The organism is Chryseobacterium lathyri (genome assembly GCF_030812195.1).
GTDB lineage: Bacteria > Bacteroidota > Bacteroidia > Flavobacteriales > Weeksellaceae > Chryseobacterium > Chryseobacterium lathyri_A.
The window spans coordinates 976,920-1,000,328 of sequence record NZ_JAUSSF010000003.1 but is presented as its reverse complement, the minus strand read 5'-3'; the positions used below and the strand labels follow the sequence as shown (position 1 = coordinate 1,000,328).

20 protein-coding genes are annotated in these 23,409 nt (G+C 37.3%); 2 read left to right on the top strand and 18 right to left on the bottom strand.

Annotated features, from left to right (window positions below; translation table 11 throughout):
• Positions 1-211: 211 nt before the first annotated feature.
• From J2T03_RS19800 to J2T03_RS19730, 15 genes are all read right to left on the bottom strand, one after another.
• On the bottom strand, positions 212-736 hold the full coding sequence (locus J2T03_RS19800) for a hypothetical protein (protein ID WP_307221098.1): 525 nt from the start codon (positions 734-736) through the stop codon (positions 212-214).
• A gap of 13 nt (positions 737-749) precedes the next feature.
• Positions 750-1,253 (bottom strand): hypothetical protein, encoded by a 504-nt coding sequence (locus tag J2T03_RS19795; protein WP_307221096.1) that lies wholly within the window; start codon positions 1,251-1,253, stop codon positions 750-752.
• A gap of 17 nt (positions 1,254-1,270) precedes the next feature.
• The gene (locus J2T03_RS19790; protein ID WP_307221092.1) at positions 1,271-4,027 is read right to left on the bottom strand and encodes a COG1470 family protein; all 2,757 of its coding nucleotides are present in this window, start codon (positions 4,025-4,027) and stop codon (positions 1,271-1,273) included.
• Positions 4,020-4,820, bottom strand: a complete 801-nt coding sequence (locus J2T03_RS19785) for a WxL protein host-binding domain-containing protein (RefSeq protein ID WP_307221089.1) — start codon at positions 4,818-4,820, stop codon at positions 4,020-4,022. The genes J2T03_RS19790 and J2T03_RS19785 overlap by 8 nt, the downstream gene beginning before the upstream one ends.
• A 103-nt stretch (positions 4,821-4,923) precedes the next feature.
• On the bottom strand, positions 4,924-5,502 hold the full coding sequence (locus J2T03_RS19780; RefSeq protein ID WP_307221087.1) for a hypothetical protein: 579 nt from the start codon (positions 5,500-5,502) through the stop codon (positions 4,924-4,926).
• 222 nt (positions 5,503-5,724) lie between these two features.
• Positions 5,725-8,067, bottom strand: a complete 2,343-nt coding sequence (locus J2T03_RS19775) for a phosphocholine-specific phospholipase C (protein ID WP_307221084.1) — start codon at positions 8,065-8,067, stop codon at positions 5,725-5,727.
• 79 nt (positions 8,068-8,146) lie between these two features.
• A complete protein-coding gene (locus J2T03_RS19770) occupies positions 8,147-9,622 on the bottom strand; it encodes a SusD/RagB family nutrient-binding outer membrane lipoprotein (protein WP_307221128.1) in 1,476 nt (491 codons plus the stop codon).
• Between the two features lie 64 nt (positions 9,623-9,686).
• Positions 9,687-12,830: a SusC/RagA family TonB-linked outer membrane protein gene (locus J2T03_RS19765; RefSeq protein ID WP_307221081.1), complete on the bottom strand. Its 3,144-nt coding sequence runs from the start codon at positions 12,828-12,830 to the stop codon at positions 9,687-9,689.
• Between the two features lie 298 nt (positions 12,831-13,128).
• Positions 13,129-14,733 carry a hypothetical protein gene (locus tag J2T03_RS19760; RefSeq protein WP_307221079.1) on the bottom strand — a complete coding sequence of 535 codons (1,605 nt, stop codon included), beginning with the start codon at positions 14,731-14,733 and terminating at the stop codon, positions 13,129-13,131.
• Positions 14,734-14,842: 109 nt separating this feature from the next.
• Complete coding sequence (locus tag J2T03_RS19755) at positions 14,843-15,631, bottom strand: SDR family oxidoreductase (protein ID WP_307221076.1); 789 nt, start codon at positions 15,629-15,631, stop codon at positions 14,843-14,845.
• A gap of 16 nt (positions 15,632-15,647) precedes the next feature.
• A complete protein-coding gene (locus tag J2T03_RS19750) occupies positions 15,648-15,893 on the bottom strand; it encodes a hypothetical protein (RefSeq protein WP_306845538.1) in 246 nt (81 codons plus the stop codon).
• Positions 15,894-15,908: 15 nt separating this feature from the next.
• On the bottom strand, positions 15,909-16,583 hold the full coding sequence (locus J2T03_RS19745; RefSeq protein ID WP_307221073.1) for a hypothetical protein: 675 nt from the start codon (positions 16,581-16,583) through the stop codon (positions 15,909-15,911).
• A gap of 155 nt (positions 16,584-16,738) precedes the next feature.
• Positions 16,739-17,965 carry a 3-phosphoshikimate 1-carboxyvinyltransferase gene (locus J2T03_RS19740; RefSeq protein ID WP_307221070.1) on the bottom strand — a complete coding sequence of 409 codons (1,227 nt, stop codon included), beginning with the start codon at positions 17,963-17,965 and terminating at the stop codon, positions 16,739-16,741.
• Positions 17,966-18,060: 95 nt separating this feature from the next.
• Positions 18,061-18,387 carry a nucleotide pyrophosphohydrolase gene (locus tag J2T03_RS19735; protein WP_306845532.1) on the bottom strand — a complete coding sequence of 109 codons (327 nt, stop codon included), beginning with the start codon at positions 18,385-18,387 and terminating at the stop codon, positions 18,061-18,063.
• Positions 18,387-19,796, bottom strand: coding sequence for a hypothetical protein (locus tag J2T03_RS19730; protein ID WP_307221068.1), 1,410 nt, complete (start codon positions 19,794-19,796; stop codon positions 18,387-18,389). Before J2T03_RS19730 ends, J2T03_RS19735 begins: the two co-directional genes overlap by 1 nt.
• Before the next feature lie 178 nt (positions 19,797-19,974).
• Here J2T03_RS19730 and J2T03_RS19725 point away from each other — a divergent pair, with 178 nt between their 5' ends.
• Entirely contained in the window at positions 19,975-20,226 is a 252-nt protein-coding gene (locus tag J2T03_RS19725; RefSeq protein ID WP_111960878.1) for a type B 50S ribosomal protein L31, read from the top strand.
• Between the two features lie 243 nt (positions 20,227-20,469).
• A complete protein-coding gene (locus J2T03_RS19720) occupies positions 20,470-21,630 on the top strand; it encodes a GlmU family protein (protein ID WP_307221064.1) in 1,161 nt (386 codons plus the stop codon).
• A 69-nt stretch (positions 21,631-21,699) separates the two neighbouring features.
• Here J2T03_RS19720 and J2T03_RS19715 read toward each other — a convergent pair whose 3' ends face one another.
• From J2T03_RS19715 to J2T03_RS19705, 3 genes are read right to left on the bottom strand one after another with little or no spacing between them, the layout of a single operon-like run.
• Entirely contained in the window at positions 21,700-22,173 is a 474-nt protein-coding gene (locus tag J2T03_RS19715) for a hypothetical protein (protein ID WP_307221062.1), read from the bottom strand.
• A gap of 5 nt (positions 22,174-22,178) precedes the next feature.
• Positions 22,179-22,757, bottom strand: coding sequence for a DUF6705 family protein (locus J2T03_RS19710; RefSeq protein ID WP_307221060.1), 579 nt, complete (start codon positions 22,755-22,757; stop codon positions 22,179-22,181).
• A 46-nt stretch (positions 22,758-22,803) separates the two neighbouring features.
• Positions 22,804-23,382 carry a DUF6705 family protein gene (locus J2T03_RS19705; protein ID WP_307221057.1) on the bottom strand — a complete coding sequence of 193 codons (579 nt, stop codon included), beginning with the start codon at positions 23,380-23,382 and terminating at the stop codon, positions 22,804-22,806.
• Positions 23,383-23,409: the final 27 nt, after the last annotated feature.

Genomic DNA, 23,409 nt, shown 5'->3' with positions numbered 1-23,409 from the left:
TGGTACTGCGAAAGCGGGAGAGTAGGCCGCCGCCAGTTTTTATTAAAAGTCTCATACAGTTATTGTATGAGACTTTTTTTGTTATATACCCCATCTCATACATATACATATACTTATACTTATATCCCATATATATACCTCCATACCAAAAAAATCATTGATGATTTATAAGGGATCATTAATCAATGAGCATGCATAATTACAGCCTATTTTAATTGCTTACTGTAAAAACAATCCTGCTGTTGTAGGTGGCTGCAGGAAGTGTTACAGATACGCCGCTTACCTGGTACTGTATATTAATCCCGGTATAAGATGTAACTGATAAAATAGTTGATATCCTGAATAATTCAACAGGAGTGAGAGGAACAGTGATATAATTAGTTCCACCTGATATACTGCATCCTAAGCACAGGGTGGATCCGTTATTTGTTCTTTTTGCTGATATGACCAAAGAACTGTTCCATGTAGGGTTACCTTGATATTGTACATAGACTTTTACGCTTCCAAGCAATGCCGGCAGGCCAACATTAATACTAGCCTGGTTCGTTGGGCTACTATAAGTCCCGCTATAGTTACTTCCCGCTTCTGTAATTGCAGGAATGGTTGCATTCCAGTTGGTAACCGGAACTGTTACAGATTGTGCTTTACTAAGATGACTAAAAATGAGAAAAAATACAAAGCAGATATAATGCTTTATAGAAAATATTTTAAGTGTCATGAAGTGAATGGGTTTCATTTCTTTTTTCATTTTATTCTGTGATAGTATAGGTGATAACAATAGGTGTATTGGTTCGGGCTGAAAGATCAGAATAAGTGTTCACATCAAGGCTGATAGTCAGTCTGTGCCCATTATTAGCACCGGTCCCTGTAAAAGCTCCGCCTATTCCCGTAATAATATTCGTAGCTGTTGTAGAAAGAGTAACCAGTCCTGATGATGTACCTAATACTCCACCACCAGCACCGGAAGCTGCAGCTGCCTGTGCTCTTATGTTGACTCCGGGAATTATCTGATTGATAGAGGCTGTAATTCTTCTTGTAAGCCCTCCTGATGCAATAGCCGAAGTGTAATTAATCCACTTTGTTGTATTCGCTGCAGGAGTGGTTAAAGCCTGTCCTGCTTCCGTGGGTGCTGTAAAATTCAGGGTAAATGTTCCACTAGGTTCTATATCCAGCAAGGTGACTATAGGAAGTGTTACTGCAATAGTGCTCTGAGAGAATATTATGCAGGGTATCGTGCAAAAAATCAGATACATTATAGGCTCTTTTAATCTCATTTTTTCTTTTTTATTTCGTTGTATCCCACTTTAATTGTTTCCTGTTGGTATTTAATTTCACTTTGTTGTTTCACAATATGAATGGCTATGTTTTGTGTCTGGGAGGGTTTAAGGCTGTATTGAAAAGAATCAGCAGCTATTTTATACCGTTTGTCTAAACCGTTTCTGTAGAGTTTCACTTTCCATTCTCCCGGACGAAGGTAGGTGAAATCAAATGTCTCTCCGATAAATGCAACTTTCCGGTAAGTCTGTTCATCATTCGATATTTCAATAATAATGCTTTGCCTCTTCTTTTTTTCCGTTTTAGGCTGAAAATGGCCAAAGCTGTATTGATCTTTTTCGTCATCTTCAGAAAGCACGATCATGCCTTTAATTGTAGATGCAGTAGTTAATCCAAAATTGAAAACATTCTCCTTGTTAATGAGATGCAATGATGCAGGTAAAGGAATATCTGAGATATCATTAATCTCTGTTGTAGAACGGTCTATTTCAAGGAAATAATCTCCCGGAACAACATTTTTAAAAAGATAATTCCCATTTTTGTCTGTAATGGATAAATGGCTGCCAAGCATTAGTTTGATTCCTTCCGTTTTTTTTACACCCAGGTTACTGATGTTCCCGGACAAAGAAGTATACTCCGCAGTCTTTTCTACCGGTACATTAAGCCGCAAAGTATAACGTAATGAAAATACAAAATCCTTATTACCCAGTTCACCGCGCTGCAATGAATACCTTCCTGACAGATCAATGTAGCTGCCTGAAAAAAGCTGTTGATGAAATAATACTTCAAAAAGATTCCTGTCTCTGAAATATTCTTCCGGCATATAATTATTCTGATAAAAAACACTTAAGCTGGTGTTGTCAGAAAACCTGCTGAAGATTCTGGCTCCGTAATAGATTTGCCTCTCATTCTGCATCTGATATCTTGAAGTGATGGCATAGCTTGCATAAAGGTTGAAAGAAGTTCTAAACTTTTCAAAGGATATATTGGTAGTATAGAAACTGGAATTTCCGTTAAAGCCACTCAGGTAATTATTGGTCTTTCCAAGCTGTCCCTGGAGGTTTACCTGAAACAGCCCTATCTTTTGATCAATACTTACTTTAAAATATTGTTCATAATAATCAAACTGTTTAGGTTCCAGACGGTCCTGATACTTTTGAAAGCCGTTATAAAACGTTACCAGACCGGTTGGAAGATATTTGTACTGTACCCCATACTGAAGAAAGCTTCTGTACGGTGCTGCAAGGAATAAAGTATCTCTTTGAAAATTTTTGGCATCCTGTACGTAATTGGCAAATACATTAATTTTTTTAGAAACATTATACTGAAGATTTCCGTTAAACGTGCTGGTATTGGTAAAGTATCCTGCAAATTCCGGGCTTGCCCGCATATACATTACATTACCGTTAAGCCTTTCAAAAGAAGCCTGGGCCTGGGCCATATATGCCGTTCCCTCTATCTGTTCGTTTTTACTGTATGCAGCTTCTCCCGATAGACTTATATTTTTTGAAATCTTGAATTTCCCTGCTGTATAAGGAAGATGAGTTTCAGAGTACAGCCTGATATTTCCGAAATTGATTTCTCCCTTTCTGGGAATTTTATAGAGATACCCTGCGGTGATCTCAGATTCCTTGCGGATTTTAAAGGTTGAATAAATATTGAACTCATCTTTAATATCCCGGAAAAACCTGGGATGATTGTAAAAACCTCCAAAGCTGAATTTTTTTAAATCGTAACGAATTTCTGCCCCACGTCCATATCTTGCAAATTCAGTTAAAAAAGAAGCAGAATACATTTTATCGCCTAGATGAACAAAAAAGTTATTTCTTTTGTAATTAACAAAATATTCTTCATATTGGGTAAAAGAATTGAATTCAACCGGATTATGAGATACAGCACGAAATTCAATCTGGTTTTTGTTTTCTTTGTCCAGACTTCCCTTCCCATATATTTCTCCCTGGAAACCATCATTGTAAATACCCATATTTTTCATCCCGATAAATGACAAGGAGGCCGAAACAGGAAGTCTGTGGTAAATATCATCTTCCACCGGTTTTATTGATATCACTTTTATGCTTACATATGCCGTTTGATTTTCTTTTGAGTTGCCGGGAGAATAAACGGAAAGGTTGAGATTTTGAAATTCATTCTGCCCAAGCTCCCTGTTTGTGATCTTATAGATGTTAATTATTTTTGATTCGTTCGGAGCCAATAGTATAGTGGCATCATTGTCCACCACGGCATTCTTACTTTCCAGGATCAGTCTTTCAGATATATTTCCATTGTTTTTTAAAAGAAAGGATGCCCGGATTGTTTCACCTGCTCGGATGAACTCAGGGGAGCTTAATAAAGTCAGGCTAAGCCTTCTGTTTCCGGAAATATTCACCTGTAAGGTTTTGGTAAAAGCTGTTCCGTCATATTGGTCTCTTCCGTGTAGAATAACAGAATACGTGCCTTGTGCTGCTTCCGCTGCAATGCGGATAGGAACAATGTAAATTGTTTTTTCGTGAGCTGCTATTTTGAGTTCTGCTTTTTCTAAAATAGGAGTGAGGAAAGGGCTTGAAGCAGTAACGGTAATATCATATATCCTGTTTTCTGCTAAAGTATTTTCTAATGCAAAGGAAATAGAAGTAGAGATGCCCGGCATTAGGCTATCTTTTTTACTTACCGATGTATTGGTCTGCTGCTGGGAAAAAATATGTGCCGGGAATAGTGATAGTAGGACGATATATAAAATCCAGATTCTAATCATTCTTAATTTCTAATTCCACATTGAGCGCAAATGCATTTTCTTCTTCATCGGTGGCTATCAGGACAGCCTTGTATTGATCTGCTGGAACTTTGCTGATATCAATGTAAAATGATTTGGAGGTATGTGGTAACAATCCCATTGCAATGCCCGAGTAGCTTCCGAGCCGTTCTCCGGTTTTTCTGTTGTAAATTTCAATAGCTACACTTGGTTTGCAATAGAGGTCGCCGTTGTTGGCTATGGCAATTTTTGCAATTTGTTTTCCGTCTTCTTTCTCTACTTTTATGCTTTCAAATTTAAGATCCGGTTTTACTTTTTCGGCTTCATGATCAGTAATAACCTGGATTGCATAGCGTATCACAGAAGTGATGTTGACTCCCATTTTATCATTGCTGGGTTTAATTTCTTCTACAGGCTCTACAATAATTACGCTCCAGTAGCTTCCAGGATCGGTTGGGTGGTTGGGAATTGTAATTTCATAAAATACTTCAGTTTTTTCCCTACCCTTCAGAGTGATCAGGTTCGTATTTAGCTTTATCCAGTCACCATTGGTTCTGCTATTGGTCCGTATTTCGGAATAATTTATAGATCCGTCGGCCTTATAGGTGAAATCTTGTAAAAACAATTTTACACTCTGTGGGGTGCTGTCTGTGTTTTCAATCCCTATTTTTCCTTTATAAACCTTTCCGTTTTCCACTTTGTAAATATGAGTAAGACCGTTCAGGACCACAATACCTGCATGAAGAAAACTAAGCTGCAATATTAGAAACATTAAAAGGAAAGTACGCTTTATCATAATCATGTAAAGTTGGAATTAAATTATTGACAATATAAAATTGAGAAGAAGCTGATAGGTGGCTTCTTCCTGTTTTATCTTAAATTGAAATTGATATACTAGCTTAGTTGTCCGAGATCGTATAGGTAACTGTAGCCACAGTATTGGCTGTTGCCTCAAGATCTGCATATGCGGCTACTCCTCCAGGTCCGCTTCCTGCTGCTAGGGCATACGTGAGATTATGTCCATTATTGGCTCCGTTTCCTGTATAGGCACTTCCGATCCCTGAAATAATGGTTTGGTCTGCTGCACTCAGTGTAAGCTGGGCTGCCGGTGTGCCTAATGTGCCTCCTCCACTGCCTGTGGCCGCAGCTGCAGTTACATTGATATCGATTCCCGGGATAAGGGCATTTACTTTTACAGATACATTACGTGTAGGGTCTGCTACAGATTTTATAGATGAATAATTGAGCCAAAGGGTGTTATTGGAGGTCGTTGGCGTAATAGGATTACCCGCTTCTGTTGGTGCTGTAAATCCCAGTGTAATGTTCTTCGTTGCAGCTGGCTCAATATCTACCAGTGCAACTTCGGGAATAGAAATCGTGATGGTATGATTGTCAGTATTGCTGTCTTGTGCCTGTAAGCTGCCGGAAAATGCTGCTGTAATTAGGCATGCTGCAAGGCTTAGATTTGATTTTTTCATGATGTTTGTTGATTTGGTTAAGTGAATTTAATGAAAATCGACAAGATATAACGATAAAATTTTCTTTTTTAAATATTATTAATTATTTCGTTATAATATTGCATTATTGATTAAAATATTTACATGTAAATTATATAAATTACTATATTTAAACTATGATTGTAATCATAGCAAAAGCCTTGCACAAAATCGTGCAAGGCTTTTATTTTTTCATTTTTTTGATTATGCCCAGTGCGGATCCGAAATGGAAACTTTTCCGGTTTCAGTTCTTCCGGCAAAATGCCAGATATGATTGTCAATTATTACCTTCAGATCATACCAGCCTTTATTTTTGTTGAGATCAATCATTATTTTTTCTTCCATTTGATGTAAAAAGAGGGACTTTTTATTTTTCTCATACAGATCTTCCACAACAACAGAGATATTTCCTTTTTTCTTTTTGAATACCAATTCTGCCTGATTTTTTGAACTGTTACTGATTAGCTGTACCTCTGTTTCGGGCGTAGTGTTTCCGCTGAATTTCCGGAAGAAACCATTAGGACCGAAAACTTCATAATCATATTTTCCGGGATCCAGTGCATGTGACAGTTCCTGTTTTGAATACAGTGCATAAGAGAAGTGATAATTATTGCTGCTGAATTGTGTTCTGTCATAAATCAGCAAAGGAACTCCGGCATCATTTAAATTGGTCATTTTGATCTTGCCGTTTTCCAGATTGACATGGTAACGGTAAGGAAGCGGATGGGAAGGTTTGATCCCTCTTTCCTGAATTTCAAGAAGACTGTCGCTGATTTCATTTTCTGCATACCATTTAAGATCCGGAACAGGTTTATTTTTGGCAGCATTGATGGCCTTTGCATACTCTTTTTGATTAAGGTAATCCATTTCAGGAACCTTCGTGTTGGAAGAATTAAAAGCGGAAGTCAGATCGCCGCAAATTGCTCTTCTCCAATCACTGATATTATCCACTTTAACATCTTTGCTGTATTTTTTCTGAATGAATTTCTCCAGAAACTGCAGAACAGAAGTATGGTCCGAAACCTCAGAATTCACAAAGCCTCCCTTCGTCCAGGGTGATGCAATAATCATTGGAACTCTATATCCTAAACCAACAGTTCCTTCTATTCTTTCATGGTCTTTCAATGGGAGAACTGACATGTATTCCTGTGATTTATCTACATATTCCACTCCTTCCTTACCATTCATATCAACAGGCTGGCTTGGATTGATGGGCGGAGCAAAAGGAAGAACGTGGTCAAAATATCCGTCATTTTCATCATAATTGATAATGAAAATTGTTTTTTTCCAGGTTTCAGGGTCCTTGGTCAGAATATTTAAAACTTCCGAAATATACCAGGCACCATACCACGGTGATCCTGGATGGTCGGAAAAATGTTCAGGAGCTACCAGCCATGAAACCAGCGGAAGCTTTTTTTCTTCCACATCTTTGCGGAACTGGAATAATACATCTCCTTTCGGGACGACGAGCCTTTCTCCATGTTCGTCATTTCCGATCTCCAGGTTCCAGTAGTCGGGGTCATTAATATTTGTTGTAAAGGCTTTTTCGTGCAGATTTTTTTCCTGCTGTGACAGTCTGGAGTAATTTTCAGGGGTGTACCGGATCTGGTCTTCTTCAAGCTCAGCAATCATTGCTTCAAGTCTTTTCTTCTGATCCGGCTTCTTTCCGATCTCTTCTTTCAGGTAAGCAATGATTTTAGGAATATTCTGATGGTAGCCTTTTGAAAACTTAACATTGAATTTTGAAAACCATTCAATCGGATTATCTGTGAAATTGCTCAGCCATGCCTCCTGTTCACCGGACATTCCTTTCGGAAGACTGATTTCGTTCTGGTAGATTTTCCACGAAACATTCTGTTCCTCTAATAGTTCAGGAAAGCTTTTCCAGTGTGCCTGCCTGGCTTTATCGTAATCAATGTTTTCATTGTAGACATTCGCTTTCACTTTTCCGTTCTGCTGTTCCCTGAGTGTTCCTGACCAGTGGAAAAGTCTGTTTGGAGTTGTGCCCGTAAGTGAAGAGCAGAAATATTGGTCAAATATGGTGAATGCATCTGCTAGCTGGTAATAAAAAGGAAGATCTTCCCTGTTGTAATAACCTAAGGTAAGCGGAATATTTTTATAGTCTTTGTTTCCAGAGGCCTTAAACTGCAGCCATTTGTCATATTTCCTTTTGTTCAGCGCTTTCTGCTGATCCGACCAGGAATGAGGCAGAGAACTCATCCATGTGGATTTTGTATTTCTGAGATCCAATCTTGCGGGCGAAGCATATTTTCCGGCATCATCTTTTTGAAAAAAAACGGAATGGCCGTCCTCTTTAATGAAAGCTCTTTTGTCGAGAAACCCCCTTACCCCTTTTAATGCTCCGAAAGCATGATCAAAAGAACGGTTTTCCTGCATAAGGATCACTACATGTTCCGCATCATAAAAAGTGGACTGTGCTGCCGGCTCAATGGCCAATGCTTTTAAAATAGCGGGGTGAAGAACGCTTGAAGTTCCCAGTCCGGCCAGTAAAAGGCTTGATTTTTCTAAAAATTCTCTTCTGTTCATGTTCAATCAAAATAGGAAATAAACCGCAAGTTATTGGATTTTCCTGCGGTTTATTTGTTTTTATATAAATATTAGGTTCCTACTGAAGCCACCATGGCTTGGAATTGATATTGTCGTTTCCTCCGTACTGTGCGGCCAGAGCAGCTTTCAGATTAGTGCTGTTATAGCTATACTCAGCTTGTGGATATCTGAATCTGAATGGTGCAGAAACTCCTGTCTGCAAAGGATAGTTGGGATATCCTGTTCTTAAATAATCATAATAAGAGGTCCATTGGCTCTGGTGGAACATCGTCATGTATTTCTGAGTCATGATCTTTTCCAAACGGGTTTCAAGCGGAGCAGCATCGCTGTAAACCACTAATGGAGTTGCGAGATACTGATTCACATCGAAGCCGGAAAAATATTGTCCCGGATTTTGTACATAAGTCTGATAAAAACTGAAACTTGCTTTTATTGCATTGTCATAATGTGTTTTTGCTGATCCGGAAACCCATCCTCTTGCAGAAGCTTCGGCCAGAATGAATTCCAGTTCTGAATAACTTAATATGGAAGAAGGTTCATTGGTAGGATCCTTATAAAAACGGTCATTTACTTTAGAAATATTTTTTGCAGTAATGAGGGCTGCATTGTCAGAATAAGAAGAAGTAGGGTTTCCTCCGTTATACCCGGTAAAGTCTTTGATTGGCTTTCCTGCTTCTTTAGCTGCCGTAGTCTGTGCTGCAAAAGTGAAAAGACGCGGATCTTGTCTTGTCTTAAACAGGTTTATAAAATAATCAGCCATATATAAACTTGACCCATAACCGCTGTTGTTGAACATCGTATATCTACTGTCCGCAGCATCAGCAAATTTAAGCTCACCATTATCTGAAATAGAAGTCATTAAAGGCTGGCTTCCTGCAATAAAAGCAAATTCAGTGGCTACATTGTAACTTCCCAAGGTAGATTTTTTAGACATGGTTATTAAAATCTTCAACCGGAAAGAATTGATCAGTTTTTTCCATTTTGAGGCATCACCGTTATAGATAATATCGCCTTCAATTTTATCACTGGAATTGATCAGGTCATTGGCTTCTTTCAGTTCAGATAAAATTCCAGCCATTACCGTTTCCTGGCTGTCATATTTTGGCTGGGTAATTCCAGATTCACCTTTGGCAGCTTCCGTATAAGGGATGCTTCCGAATTTCAAACTTAAATTAAAGAAATAATAAGCTCTGTAGAATTTACCAATGGCGCTGTAGTTCTTATTGTTGATCTTTTCAGCTTCCTGCATCATCTTCACCGTATTCAGAATGCCTTTCGTGTATACCTCGAAAGAAGCATCGTTCCACTTCATGTATTGATAGGTATTTTCTCCGTCTGTACCGATCATCATTCTCGAAGCATACATATTGTCACCATTTACCTGGAAAGCATCTTTTGAAACATAGGTCAGAAGAACTTTAGGATCTACGCTGGCTTGGTCATTAGGGTTTTCGTTGATCTTGTCAAGATCGGTTTCGCATGAAGTGAGAATTAGCAGTCCTGCAAAAGCTGCCGATTTTAGCCATTTGGTCATTTTGTTATTTTGCGGTTTCGCTATAAAATTGATAGTCTTTTTCATTGTTCAGGATACTTGTTAATTAAAATTTAAGATTAAATCCGATCCCTATCCATCTGCTGGAAGGATCCTGGATGTCATTGCTGTCTTTCTTGAGCTGGTAATCCGGATCGGAATAAAGATTCTTAGACTTTTTCCACATCGCCAGATTGTAAGCTGAAATATTGGCTGTGAAATTTTTTATCATTCCTTTTGGATTAAGGAGATAAGAAAAATCATATTCCAGGACCACAGATCTTAATTTGATAAAAGTTCTGTCGAAAACATTTGCAAATAACTCACTTTCATCCTCTGTTACCCTTGCCTGATAAGGATAGTTCTGTGCCCAGTCTTGAAAGCTGATGGGTTTTGTATGTGGAGTGTATGTTCCATTAGCCGCATTGTAATTGACACCGTCCGGTACAAAATAATACGTTCCCGGATTGGCATATTCAAGGTCTCTGTAAGCCGTTGAGTTCGGGTGTTTTCCGCCCCACCACATTTTTTCTACGACCTGTGATCTCATAACTCCTCCTATGCTTCCGTCAATTCCGATATTCAGTGAGAATTTTTTATACTTAAAGGTATTATTGAAACCAAAGGTCCAATCCGGGTTAAAATGCCCCAGATTGCTTGGAGCATCTGCTCGTGTGGGCATTCCTGTAGCGGCATTCAGCACTACTTTTCCGTCCGGGGACTTCTTCCATGTATAATCATAGTAACTGTCCATTCTTTCGCCGAGCTTGATATTGTTGTAGTTCGGCATATCGTCATAAATAGAAGTAAGCTTCTGTTCATACGTACTCCAGTTGATTAAAGACCTCCAGGTGAAATTGGCTGTTTTTATGGGAACGAGGCCTAAAGAGATCTCCAAACCTTTAGTTGTATATTCATTTCCGTTTACATATTGCGAAGTAAAACCTGATGATGGAGCAGCCGGGAATTCCAGGATATTGTTATAATCCAATGTTCTGAAATACGTAACATCTAAAGTAACCCTGTTCTTGAATAAGCCAGCACTTAATCCCAGTTCATAAGATTTGGTTTGCTCCGGCTTTAAAGAATTTTCAACATTAAGTATGGTAGGATAGTTGAATATCGGGTTGCCGTTAAAAGTGGCTCCTTTATTATTCAGATAATAATTTCTTATCGAATACGGTTGGAAATCATAAGCTACCTTGGCCCACGAAGCTGAAAGTTTTAAAAGATTAACAGTTTCCGGCATTTTAACAAGATTCGAAATAACGGCACTTACCGATGCAGAAGGATAAAAATAAGATCTGTTGGCCTTTGGAAGGGTAGAAGACCAGTCATTACGTCCTGAAACATTGATGAAAAAAGCGTTGTACAGTCCGAAGTCAATCGTTGAATAGGCACTGTAAATCAGCTTTTCCTTAAGATAATCATAATACTTTACAGCTCCGGTTGAGTTTTCCAGGGTGTACAGTTCAGGGATTTTCAGCCCGTCTGTTGAAGCATTGTCGATATCGTTCTTATAATAGAATGTTGATCCTCCGGCATTGACCGTAAAATCGAAGTTATCGGATATCTTTTTCTTGTAGGTGGCTAAGATGTCGGAGTTCATATTCCAGGTTTTGGAATCATTCAGGAGATAACCTCCACTTCTCGGAGCACTGTAGTTGAAGTAAGAGTAAGGACTTAGTATTTCCTGTTTATTGTGATTCTCAACGATGGATATTTTTCCTTTTACTGAGAAATCTTCAGTTGCTTTATATTCCAGACCGGTTTGAGCATTGATCACGTTGGTCCTGTTTTTATTCTTATAATATTCAGCACCGAACCATGGATTATTGTACCAGGCATAGTTCCAGTTAGCCTGAGCTCTGCCTTCTTTTCCCGGAATCCACATGTGGTTTTTAAGGTCTCTTCCGTCTACATCTGCTCCCATCCATATCAGGATAGTGTACATATGTCCACTTGGGTTGTAGTCGTAGTTGGGAATATTGGGCGTAAAGGTTTGATTGAAATTGAATTTCGTATCAAAAGTTAATTTTTCTCCCAAATGATTTTCAGAAGAGAAGTTGATGCCATAACGTTGCAGGTAAGAACCGGGAATTCTGTCATCATAATTCATGAAATTTCCGGAGAGCCTGTAGATATCTTTATTGTTTTTATAGCTTACTGCGAAGCTGTTATTGTTAATCACGGCAGGCTTTAAGAAGGTATCCAAGTTATCATGATACTTCCAGTCGATAGGAACTCTTTCATATCTTGATTTGTCATTGTACTGGGTTCCGGAAACTGCACCGTACCAAGGAATTACCTGTCCGGTCATCTTATCCCTGATAGGGCTGTTCCACTGGGCAATTTTCAGACCGGGAGTAAATTTTGGACCCCAGATCATATCTCCGTCATTCACACCGCCATCAGCTCCGTCCCAAAATTCATATTTCCCATGTGATCCGTTTCCGTATTCGTTCTGGGTTTTCGGAAGATTGGTAAATCCAGCTGTTACCATCGTATTCTGTGAAAACTCTACGGAAAAACCATTTTTCCTGGCATTTTTAGTAGTAATTAAAACAGCTCCGTACCTTCCTCTTGAGCCGTATAGTGCAGAAGCCGTTGCTCCTTTCAGGACATTGATGTTTTCAATATTATTGGGGTCCAGATTCTGGAAAACCTCTTTCTCTACAATTACCCCATCGATGACGAAAACCAGATTGGAGTTTCCTCTCAAGGTAAATTGCGGAGCTTGCTGCATTCCTGTAGGATTGGAAACATTAAGGCCGGCCACCTGCCCTGAAAATAAATTGCCTATACTCGGAGTTGTAATGGTTTCAAACTGTTTGGTGCCAACTTCCTGGGTGGCATAGCCTATCTTTTCTTTCTTTTTGGCAATTCCTAAAGCGGTAATAACGATCCCTTCAATCTGTTTCTCATCCGCTTTTTTCAAAACAACAGCATACTGTCTTTTGGAAGAAACCTCCACCGTATACATTGAAAAATCAGGCGCATAGAATTCAAGAATGTCTTTCGGGTTGGCTGAAATTGTAAAATTACCGCTTTCGTCTGTCACCGTCGTTTTTCCGGTGTTTTTGTCGGTAATGCTTACTCCGGAAACACTGGCGCCGTTTTCGGATTTTACATTTCCGGAAATGTTAATTTCTTGGGCAGTAAGATAAAGAGGGAGTAAAAAAACAGCAAAAGTAGCTAGAGTCTTCTTCATTTTTTTTGAGGACAAATTTAGCTGTGTACTGTTACCTGAATTTTAATGTGGTATTAAAATAAAAATACTATTTAATATTTTTTAACAGAAACATTTAACATAATAATAAAACGGGGAAGGATGCTATATCTTAATATTTACTTTTATTATACTATATATTACACTCATTAAATGCATGCTTATTCAGTGACGCAGTCCCAATTTTTGCTCACTTAGAACCACATTTTAATGCAAAGTTTGAATTTTGTGCTTTTTTATTTTTAGAATGTAAAACAGGAATTTGATAAACCCTCTAATTTTAAAATCTACTCAGGATTCCCCAATGGATTTTGATATCATTAAACTTAAATGGGTTCCCAAACTCATTACCATTCGATAGCTGGAAGCTCATCAGCCCGATCGGGATAAAGAAATTGAATCCAAGTCCCACACTGTAAAGTTTAGGTTTAACATTTAAAGACTTGTTATTGAGCTGTCCGTATTGTCCAAAGAAATCAAAGAATGCCTGACTTCCAATGAGATAACGGTATTCCAGGCCTGCATAATAATAGAAATCGGCGGCAAGTGATTTCTCATTGAATCCCCGCATGGAATTCCAGCCTCCAAAACGGTACAATTCATTAGCGGAGAATTCTACTTTAGAATCCATCATGGCACCTTCCGCTTTTATATTAAGAAAATGATTTCCGGAAATTTGATAATTATGTTCACCGAAAAAATAAAACTGGTTCTGATTAGCCTTAATATTATCTTTGGTATAAGTCGTTGTCAGGTAATCATAGCCGGCATTGATCCTTGTTTTGTAAAGAAAAAGATCAATATCCGTAGGTTCCGTCATTTCAAACCAGATCCCAAGTCCTTTTTTATTATAATCTTTACCCTGAACATACAACGTGTCTATGATACTGGAGGATTCCAGAGTTCCTCTAAGCCCGATCTTGTTTCGGTTATTGATGTGGTAATAGAAAGCGGGAAGAAACTTTACATTCGCGAAAGTAGAATCCTGTCTGAAAATATTGACTTTCAGGTTCATCCCCACATTGGATTTAAGAAGATACGGAATGTCGGTCTGAAGGTCAAAAGTCTGTCCTTTATCCGGGTTTCTCTGCCAGTACAGATTGACGGTCTCAAAACCGTTGAACATATTCCTGAAGTTCACATTCAGGGTTCCGTTCAGTGTGAATTTTTCAGTTTTATCGTTCCCAAAACCGATTACCCCATCAAACGTATTGGTCTTTTTCTTTTCCATAAACAGGTAAATGCTTGTGGAATCTTTGGTGAATAGAGTTTGTGGAGGCCGTTCCAGAGTAACAAAGGCGTGGCTTTGAAAATTTTTGCTGATGGCCAGAAGATTTTTGTCATCATAGGTCTTTCCTTTGAATTCTTTTTCCAGGTTTTTCATAAACCTTTTAGGAACCCTTTCGTAGCCTTTTACCACAAAACCATTAATGGTTCGCTTATCATTTTTGTTGATATCCAGTTCTATGACGGGATAGCCGTTTTTCTGACCTTTATATTTAGATTTAAGACGGCTGAAAGAATACCCGTCATCAATATATCTTTTGTTGATGCTTTTTTTTGTTGAATCTAAATTTTTAGTGAAAAATTCTTTTTGTATTTTTAATTTCACAGCAACAGAATCAGAAAGATCGACATAAGTCTCATTGAAGTTTTTTCCTTTATCATAGAAAATTTCAGTGCTGTCTCCTTTCACTTTTACCTCTTTCAACCTGGTGAAGAAGTAATTGCTCTGGGATAAGGAATCCAGAAATTTTGCTGCAGAAAGAGAATCTTTTACTTTTTTCCTGACATTGGTTTCTGTATCAATAAGCCAATACTGCTTCTTCTGCGCTTGTACAAAAACGCAGAACAGGATAAAAAATATTTTTAGAAATAACTTCAATGTTCAATTTATATAAACCATTGATAGGGCTTGCTTAATTGCTCTTAACAACTCAATGTATCTTAATGGTTTAAAAGCAGGTTTAAATAATTTTTTTTAATAACTGAAATCAATCCAGTTTATTATATTTTTTCATCAGATTTTCATAGGTTCCCTGAGGAAGTATCCATTTCAGTGGAACCCCGATCTTTTGCCCGAATTTACCGAAATAATAATGCGCTTTCCATTTATTCTTGTCCAAAAGCCTGTCAACGTAAGCGGCCACTTCAAGAGGTTCGGTTCCGTCTCCCACATGCGAGTTCATCAAACTGTAAACTTTGTCAAATATATTTTTGTAAGGTTCGGAAACCTGTGTTTTTACCCTGTTTTCCGCAATATTTGTTTTGATATCACCAAGATGCAGTGAGCACACATCGATGTTCCATGGATATACTTCATACCTCATGGCTTCGGTGACTTTATCCAAAGCAGATTTGGAGGCAGAATAAAATCCCCGGAACGGAAGCCCCATTTCACTTCCTATACTTGAAATATTGATGATCTTTCCGGACTTGTTTTCACGCATTTTAGGAAGAACAGCGCTCATCATCTGGACGGCGCCTACAAGGTTCAGGTTAAACAGTTTTAAAATATCTTCCTTAGTAGAATCTTCCACAGCACCCACCATTCCCATTCCTGCATTATTGATCAGCACATCGATCTTTGATTCTGTTTTTAAAACTTCAGCGACGGCATTCTGAACAGCTGTATTATCGGTAACATCTGTCGGAATAGACCTGAAATACTGACTTTCCGTATGTTTCCGGCTTAAACCGTATACTTTATGGCCTTTTTTTCCGAAATACTCAGCCAGTACAAAACCTATTCCTGATGAGGTTCCAGTGATGATAATAGTCATTGGATTGTTTATAATTTTAGACTTTTGTTTTTTCTTCCGGCTGCTGTGTCTCAGCACAAACCGTATTTTCAGCAAATGTAAAAAAAGAAATAGGAACTCTATTATTTATTACAGGATAAAATTGTTCAGAAGCAAAATCATCAGCTATAATCTTATTTTTTGAATAGGTAAGTGAAAAGGTATTTATAAGTTGTGGATAACTCTGTGGATAAGTACGTGGACAATGTAAAAAAGAAATGAGCAGAATAATAAATCTGCTCATTTATCTGGTTGATTTTCAGTAATTCAATGCTTTTTTTAAGCCGGGTACTTTAAGTTTGTTTTCCCCAATCCTGAAATTGTTCATTTTGATCAGAGTCTTAAACGGGTAGATAAATTCTTTGTGAACATTTTTTGGGATACCATTTTGCTCTTCATCACAGGACGAATATTCTTCATCTATAATTACTTTCCCTGTTGAGAAATTGATCTCGTTCAGATTATTGAAATCACAGGTATCTTCAAATCTGTCATGGGAACCGATAAGGTAAAAGTCACCGTTCTGAAATCTGAAGGTATGTTTATAGGTCTGTGTATGTCTCGAATTGGTATTGAATATTTGGGTAATAGAAAGGCTGCTGTTTTTGATCGTTATTTCAGGAGGTGCATTATCTTCTGAATAGAATCCCATTCCGCTGGAAAAAAGAACGGTATTGTTTTCCTTCCAGATTTTGAGTTTTCCGTCTATATTTTTTAAGATAAAGAATGTTCTCAGGAAATCATCACGATCATCCAGGTTGATTTTTTTATCCGTATTGAAAATGATTACCGTTTCATCTTTGCCGTCTTTGTCCAGATCTCCTTTAGCTTCTGCAATTTTTTGATATCTGTTAGGAGCCTCAAAATCTTTCAGGTTTTGTGCATGATACCATGCGCATATCAATAAAGCAGAAAGGCAAAAGAGATTTTTCATTTAAGATGCTATTAAAACACTGAACCAGTATCTTCTTTCTGGAATGAGAAAACATTTTCTTCATTGGGCAACAGATACTGTGTCCAGGAAAACATAATCAACAGAGAAAAAAAGAATATGTACTTTTTTGTCATATTAGAATTTTTCAAAGCCTTCTATCCTTTAATCATTATGTCACTCAAATCCTTCCAGAACATTGGGTAAGATTTTTCCACAACATCTTCCTCTTCAATGGTAAGTTCTTTAATAAGGCAGAACGGAGCAAAACTCATCGCCATTCTGTGATCCTGGTAAGTTGCAATAGAAATATTTTCTTCCGGTTCCCCGAAGCTCGCAGACTTAATGGTAAGGTCTGTAATTTCTGTTTCTGTGCCCAGTTTTTTCAATTCATTGTATAAAGCCTGAAGCCTGTCGGTTTCTTTTACTCTTAAAGTACCCAGTCCGGAAATTTCAAAAGGAATTTTTAAGGCTGCTGCTGTTACACAAAGTGTCTGGGCAATATCCGGACAGTTATTCATATCCAGGATAATTCTTTCCGGAAAAGAAAAATCCGGCTCCGGCTGAAGGGTAATCTTGTGTTCGTCTTCAGTAAAGATTGTATTAATGCCGAAAAATTCTTTATAGATCTTGGCAATGGCAGAATCTCCCTGGGTAGATTCTTTGTAAAAACTTTTCAGATGGATGGTTTCTCTTCCCAGTGCACAGATCGAGTAGAAGTACGAAGCCGAGCTCCAGTCGCTTTCCACTTCATAGCTTGTAGCGGACAATTTACCATTCACATCAAACGGTTCCACTTTAACCGTATTTCCTTCAAAGCTGTTTTTGATTCCGAATCTTGTAAGAATATCCAGTGTCATCTCTATGTATGATCTTGAAGTAACTTCACCAACCAGGTTAATCTCCAGTCCGTTTTCAAGTTTTCCGGCAATCAGAAGCAGGGAAGTGATGAACTGGCTGGATATATTGGCTGGGACATTGACCTGCTTTTGGGTGATCTTTTTCCCTGTGATCTTTAAGGGCGGAAAGCCTTCATTTTCCAGATATTCAATTTCAACACCCAGGTCTTTTAATGCATTGACAAGGTTTTTGATGGGTCTTTCCTTCATCCTTTTGGATCCTGTAAGAACAGTGGTTTTCCCTTCGAAGATGGAATAGTAGGAAGTAAGGAAACGCATAGCTGTTCCTGCGTGGTGAATGTCTACAGTTTCTGTGTTTTCAGACAGTGCTTTTTTCAGCAGCTGGGTGTCCTGGGAATTGGACAGGTTCCCGATCTGTATATTTTTAAATAAACTTTCCAAAATCAACAAACGATTCGAAATGCTTTTCGAACCGCTGATCTGAACTGTTTTATCTGATGCTAACTTTGATTTTTCTAACTTCATTATTTCTGCAATTTGAAAGATACTTAGATAACAAATGTCAAATATCAGATTGTTTTAAGCCTGATATCTGACATCTCATATCTGATATCTATTTATTATTTCAACTTCTCGTTGTTTTGATGCCGGTCTTTATCCCGGTCAGTTTTGATCTTCATTTTCTTGTCGAAAGCTTCCTGTAAATTCACTCCGGTCTGATTGGCCAAACATAAGGTAACAAACAGCACGTCCGCCAGCTCTTCTCCAAGGTCTTTGCTTTTATCGCTTTCTTTTTCGCTCTGTTCACCATATCTTCTGGCAATGATGCGGGCTACTTCGCCTACTTCTTCGGTCAGCATGGCCATATTCGTCAGTTCATTAAAATAACGGACGCCTATGGTTTTGATCCATTCATCAACCTGTTCCTGCAGCTTTGTGATTTCCATTATTGATAAGCTCCGAGAGTAGGGTTAGTTGTTCTTGATACATTCACAATATCGAAAGGTACGGTTCCAGCTACCGTTAGATTTCCTTTCCCTCTTGCCGGAGATGTGGTTTTTACCCTTAAGTTCATCTTTGCTGCAAAATAATTAAGGAATTGTGGATCTTCATTCTTAATGCTCTGTATTACATTTACATTGTTATCGAAATTGAATCCGGCTTCTGATGTACCGGAATACTTTATCAGTGAGTTCTGAATCAGAAATTCAAACTGTTGTCCCGGGGTCTGTTCGAAATTCACAGAATTGTCTCTGTCTGAAAAGATAATACTGTTTTTTATATCAAGACGCTGAAGCGCTCCCTGTTCTGTAGTTCCTGCTGCATTTTTCCATTCATTGGCTGCTGTAATTCCGTTTCTGTTGAAAGATCCCATTGTTTTAGAATAGTTTGCAATTGTAGCATGGGTATAGCTGTGATTTCCACCTCTGAAGATCCCGATACATGATTCACCACAATTGTTCATTACTAAATTATTGGCAGTAACCGTTGAACCCACGGCATAAATACCGTATTCAAAGAAAGTATGGATGAATGAGTTTCTGATATTGGCTGTATTCTGTTTCATGTCCAGTCCTCTTGTTCCTCCGAAAAGTCTTGCAAAATTCATATTGAGGATAGAACTAGGCTCCATTCGGATAGAGTTCCAGTTCTTAGGAATCGTATCATAATAAGGGTCATTTCTGTCCCCACGAAGGATTACCTCGTTGTCAAAAACTCCGTTGATATTTAAGGTTGCTCCGGATGATACCTTCATGCCGCTGTTTTTATGAAAGTAAACTTTAGTTCCCTGCTGTATATCCAGTGTGATATTAGGATTGATGGTTAAATCCCCATAGATGATCTTAGCTTTATTGTTATTCCATGTTGTATGGGTAGAAATTACATTAGGATTGCCCGGTGTTTCGATGAAAAATTCTGCATCCTGAACCACTGAAAACAAAGTTACATGCTGTTGTCCCGCACCGCTGTTGAAAACAATTTTATCTTCAGCAATAGCTTCAGGGCCTGTAGCTTCAGGAGCTATTTCTACAAAAATATACATACTGTCTTTCCTTCTCAACGGTACATCCTTGAAATCATAGCCCGGTTTCCCGTCTACATTAATCCTGTATAATGATGCACTTCCCCTTTCAAGATTGATCCTCGGAATTAAAATATCCTTGTCTTCATTATTATATACTTTTACAAAATAAGTTTCAGAACGTACCTGGTGATAGACCGTATCACAGAATACCGTGTCCTTTGAAAAACTTAACTGCTGTGATGGAGCATCAAAAGTAATATCATCCTTATTACAAGATACTGCTACAAGAAGTATCCAAAAAGAAAAAGCCAGTAATAGTTTGAATTTCATCGAAATTAAAGTTTAAGATTCCAAATTTAACGAAAATACTTTGAATTTCTTATCAATAAAAAATATTGAATTGGGTATTTGTATATTTGAAAAAATGTTGTACTTTTGCAACCTAAAATTAGCAGAGAAATACCATTACTATTTCGGAAGCAAACTTTAATTTTTTAAAAATTGTATTATGAAAAAAGGAATCCACCCAGAAAATTATAGACTTGTTGTTTTCAAAGATATGAGTAACGACGAGGTGTTTCTTTGCAAATCAACTGCAGAAACAAAAGACAGTATTGAATATGAAGGACAAGAATATCCATTGATCAAAATGGAAATCTCTTCAACTTCTCACCCTTTCTACACTGGTAAAGTGAAATTAGTTGACACTGCAGGTAGAGTTGATAAGTTTATGAACAAATACAAAAAATTCGCTAAGTAATTTTTTGTTACCAAACATACTGAAGTCTTCCAATTTATTGGGAGACTTTTTTTATGTAGAGATTAGAAGTTAGAAATCGGCCGTAGATAGTATAACTTCTAGCTTCCAATATCGAATCTCTATTTCCAGCTATTTTTGTATTTTTGTTCTGAATAGAAATTAGATACCCTGAATTTGCAGCAAATCATAATCTCAATGTTGGGTTCTAACTTCTAACTTCTAATCTCTAACTTCTATATTACAATGCAATTAGTATTTTCAGATGCCCAGTACTGGGAAGATTTTCTTCCGTTAACTTTTACCCGTCCTGTTGCCGCCATGCGATGCGGAATCCTTACCTTTTCCGAGCGGTGGCAAAAGATCTTAGGAAATAATGAGGTTTCTTATTTTACCGAAAATTATCTTCAGAATAAATTCAAAAGCCCTGAAGAAAAAGAAAGTCTTTTCCTGGTTACTAATTTTCTGCCGACCGAAACGGTAATTCAGCAAATCAAGGATCTTAAACAGGGTGAAGCTCTTGTTTATGAAGATGAACTGGTTGCGGCCAGAATTAATATGAAAGGTTTTTCCCTGAACCAGATCGAAAAGATGACAGATATAAAAGAGAAATTAACCTTCTTTAAAAAACCTGCAGATTTATTTACCTATAATCATCTGGCAATCGATTTTGATTTCAATTTGCTGACAGAAGGAAGAACTTCACAGGAGCTTTCCTCTACCAACGGATTTTTAGGGGATAAGAAAGATCTTTTCATTGAAGAAGGAGCCCAGATCGAATTTTCTACGATCAATACAAAAACAGGAAAAATTTATATCGGGAAAAATGCTGAGGTGATGGAAGGCTGTAACCTTCGTGGACCTATCTCGCTGGGAGAAGATTCCAAATTTAATTTAGGATCAAAAATTTATGGAGCTACCACGGTCGGCCCGCATTGTAAAGTGGGCGGTGAAGTGAATAATATTATCATATTTGGCTATTCAAGTAAAGGGCATGAAGGCTTTGTTGGAAATTCTGTAATCGGCGAATGGTGTAATTTCGGCGCAGATACGAATTCTTCCAACCTTAAAAACAATTACAGTCAGGTCAAATTGTGGAGCTACAGAACAAAAGCCTTTGAAGATACCGGGCTTCAGTTTGCCGGTCTTATTATGGGAGACCACTCTAAAACAGCGATCAATACCCAATTGAATACCGGAACAGTGATAGGGGTGGCTTCTAATATATTCAAGCCAGGTTTTCCGCCAAACCTTGTAGAGAATTTCTCATGGGGCGGAAGTAAAGATGATGAAAGATTTAAATTAGATAAAGCCTATGAAGTGGCAGAAAGGGCAATGGCTAGAAGAAAAGTTGCTTTAACGGATGAAGATAAAGCTATTTTGAAATATATTTTTGATACGTATTAATACAAATCCCTCCGAAAAATATTCGGAGGGATTTGTAATTAATGTTTTGTCAGAATAATTTTATCAGCATTAGTATTTATAACCTGTTAAGTCTTCCATTTTTAATCCCGCCACCTTTATGATTAATTTAGTAACATACCAAAAGTCTTTTTGAAATCTGTTATCTCGAGACTCTTTTGTTAAACCTTCTGCATAATAATTTGTCTTAGTACCTGATTTATCATATAAGGTAATATTTGTTGCTGAACCATCTACTAAATTATTTTTCACTGCAACAGTATCATTTTTTATTTTCATGCAGGCATTATAAATCTTGAAAAACTTTGTTTTAGAAATTTCAGAATAATATTCATTTTCTCTACCTTTTTTTACTCTTATTTTTATCTTCTCCTTTGTATTGTTTTTTATAGGTTCAAAGGTTATGTCTATCGAACTGAATGTGATCAATGAATTTGAATGATGGAACTCTATTTTAGAAATTTCCTGAGCATAAAAGGATGAATTTATAAATACAATTAGCGCAATTAAGAGTTTATATTTCATGAGGACTACTGTTTTGTTAAAACAATATCTTTAGGAAAATTAATAGGGAAATCATTATGCTGCTGAACATATGCATTATGTGTACAATCTTCCTTATAAATACTAGGCATATATTCTAAATGAAGTGTCATTTGATTTCCTGTAAAACTAGTAATATCTAAAGCTGCTGATTTTCCACACATATTTTTAGGAGAGAAATACAGTCTTTTCCAATTTCCGTTTCTTAAGCTTGAAAACATCCCACTAATTTCAGCCCCTTGTTCATCAAAATTAGTAATCCGATCAATCTCTACAGTTCCGTTATTTGAAATCACTTTTCTTTCTCCCAATATTAAATCAGTATAATAAGGATGAGTTCCCCCAGGAACTGATAAATAGTATTTTACCTTTTTAAACTGAATATAGATAATCTTACTATCCCAAGTGCCTTTCCATAGACCGATATACTTATTCAATTCATTATTCATATCCTTTAGATAAGCATTAGCTGGTATATCTGTAGGATTAGTATTTAAGGGATACTCTTGTGCTTTACAAGAAATGGAAATAATCGTTATTAATATTAAAAATATATTTTTCATCATCTGTAATTGAAATGAGGCAGTCCGAAAGATTCGGACTGCCTCATCTTTATTGTTTTGTTAATACAATATCTTTAGGAAAATTAATAGGGAAGTCATTATGCTGCTGAACATATGCATTATGTATACAGTCTTCCTTATAAATACTAGGCATATATTCAAGATGAAGTGTCATTTGATTCCCTGTAAAGCTTGTAATATCTAGCGAGGCTCTTTTTCCACACATATTTTTAGGAGAGAAATACAATCTTTTCCAGTTTCCGTTTCTCAAGCTTGAAAATATCCCTCTTATTTCATTACCTTGTTCATCGAAATTAGTAATTCTGTCAATTTCTATAGTTCCATCAGCTGCCACAACTTTTCTTTCACCAAAAATTACATCTATGTAATATGGATGAGTATCTCCTGGTATAGAAGAATAGTGTTTTAGTTTTTTTAACTGAATATATAGCGTTTTTCCATCCCATGTTCCTTTCCATAAACCTACATATTTATCCAATTCATTATTAGTATCTTTTAAATAGGCATTGTTAGGTAGATTATCTAGACTTGTATTAAGAGGATACTCCTGTGCCTTACAAGAAAATGATAGTAATGTCACTATAATTAAAAATAGATTTTTCATCATCTGTAATTGAAATGAGGCAGTCCGAAA

What these genes read in the sequence shown, in the direction of transcription:
- J2T03_RS19800 (WP_307221098.1), bottom strand. Translation starts at nt 736, where the DNA reads ATGAAACCCATTCACTTCATGACACTTAAAATATTTTCTATAAAGCAT.
- J2T03_RS19795 (WP_307221096.1), bottom strand. Translation starts at nt 1,253, where the DNA reads ATGTATCTGATTTTTTGCACGATACCCTGCATAATATTCTCTCAGAGC.
- J2T03_RS19790 (WP_307221092.1), bottom strand. Translation starts at nt 4,027, where the DNA reads ATGATTAGAATCTGGATTTTATATATCGTCCTACTATCACTATTCCCG.
- J2T03_RS19785 (WP_307221089.1), bottom strand. Translation starts at nt 4,820, where the DNA reads ATGATAAAGCGTACTTTCCTTTTAATGTTTCTAATATTGCAGCTTAGT.
- J2T03_RS19780 (WP_307221087.1), bottom strand. Translation starts at nt 5,502, where the DNA reads ATGAAAAAATCAAATCTAAGCCTTGCAGCATGCCTAATTACAGCAGCA.
- J2T03_RS19775 (WP_307221084.1), bottom strand. Translation starts at nt 8,067, where the DNA reads ATGAACAGAAGAGAATTTTTAGAAAAATCAAGCCTTTTACTGGCCGGA.
- J2T03_RS19770 (WP_307221128.1), bottom strand. Translation starts at nt 9,622, where the DNA reads ATGACCAAATGGCTAAAATCGGCAGCTTTTGCAGGACTGCTAATTCTC.
- J2T03_RS19765 (WP_307221081.1), bottom strand. Translation starts at nt 12,830, where the DNA reads ATGAAGAAGACTCTAGCTACTTTTGCTGTTTTTTTACTCCCTCTTTAT.
- J2T03_RS19755 (WP_307221076.1), bottom strand. Translation starts at nt 15,631, where the DNA reads ATGACTATTATCATCACTGGAACCTCATCAGGAATAGGTTTTGTACTG.
- J2T03_RS19750 (WP_306845538.1), bottom strand. Translation starts at nt 15,893, where the DNA reads ATGAGCAGATTTATTATTCTGCTCATTTCTTTTTTACATTGTCCACGT.
- J2T03_RS19745 (WP_307221073.1), bottom strand. Translation starts at nt 16,583, where the DNA reads ATGAAAAATCTCTTTTGCCTTTCTGCTTTATTGATATGCGCATGGTAT.
- J2T03_RS19740 (WP_307221070.1), bottom strand. Translation starts at nt 17,965, where the DNA reads ATGAAGTTAGAAAAATCAAAGTTAGCATCAGATAAAACAGTTCAGATC.
- J2T03_RS19735 (WP_306845532.1), bottom strand. Translation starts at nt 18,387, where the DNA reads ATGGAAATCACAAAGCTGCAGGAACAGGTTGATGAATGGATCAAAACC.
- J2T03_RS19730 (WP_307221068.1), bottom strand. Translation starts at nt 19,796, where the DNA reads ATGAAATTCAAACTATTACTGGCTTTTTCTTTTTGGATACTTCTTGTA.
- J2T03_RS19725 (WP_111960878.1), top strand. Translation starts at nt 19,975, where the DNA reads ATGAAAAAAGGAATCCACCCAGAAAATTATAGACTTGTTGTTTTCAAA.
- J2T03_RS19720 (WP_307221064.1), top strand. Translation starts at nt 20,470, where the DNA reads ATGCAATTAGTATTTTCAGATGCCCAGTACTGGGAAGATTTTCTTCCG.
- J2T03_RS19715 (WP_307221062.1), bottom strand. Translation starts at nt 22,173, where the DNA reads ATGAAATATAAACTCTTAATTGCGCTAATTGTATTTATAAATTCATCC.
- J2T03_RS19710 (WP_307221060.1), bottom strand. Translation starts at nt 22,757, where the DNA reads ATGATGAAAAATATATTTTTAATATTAATAACGATTATTTCCATTTCT.
- J2T03_RS19705 (WP_307221057.1), bottom strand. Translation starts at nt 23,382, where the DNA reads ATGATGAAAAATCTATTTTTAATTATAGTGACATTACTATCATTTTCT.